This window comes from Draconibacterium sp. IB214405, from assembly GCF_033963885.1.
Lineage (GTDB): Bacteria > Bacteroidota > Bacteroidia > Bacteroidales > Prolixibacteraceae > Draconibacterium.
The window spans coordinates 1-535 of record NZ_JAXBMA010000032.1; the positions used below are offsets into that span (position 1 = coordinate 1).

At 47.3% G+C, this 535-nt stretch carries 1 protein-coding gene; it reads left to right on the forward strand.

The window, feature by feature from the left end:
- Positions 1-535: hypothetical protein (locus SLH46_RS21785; RefSeq protein ID WP_320283312.1), on the forward strand; the 535-nt coding region annotated here is incomplete at both ends.

Genomic DNA, 535 nt, shown 5'->3' on the forward strand with positions numbered 1-535 from the left:
ATGGACTGTGGACGGAGTGGAATACTTCGGTACGGACGGCGATACTACTGTTCATTACGAAGGGGCCAACTGTGCGCCGGATACTGTATTGAATATTACTGTAACTCCGGAACCTGCTCCGATCGTAACAAACGAAACCATCTGTTCGGATGAATCTTATACATGGACTGTGGACGGAGTGGAATACTTCGGTACGGACGGCGATACTACTGTTCATTACGAAGGGGCCAACTGTGCGCCGGATACTGTATTGAATATTAAAGTAACTCCGGAACCTGTTCCGATCGTTACAAACGAAACCATCTGTTCGGATGAATCTTATACATGGACTGTGGACGGAGTGGAATACTTCGGTACGGACGGCGATACTACTGTTCATTACGAAGGTGCCAACTGTGCGCCGGATACTGTACTGAATATTAAAGTAACTCCGGAACCTGCTCCGATCGTTACAAACGAAACCATCTGTTCAGATGAATCTTATACATGGACTGTGGACGGAGTGGAATACTTCGGTACGGACGGCGATACTACT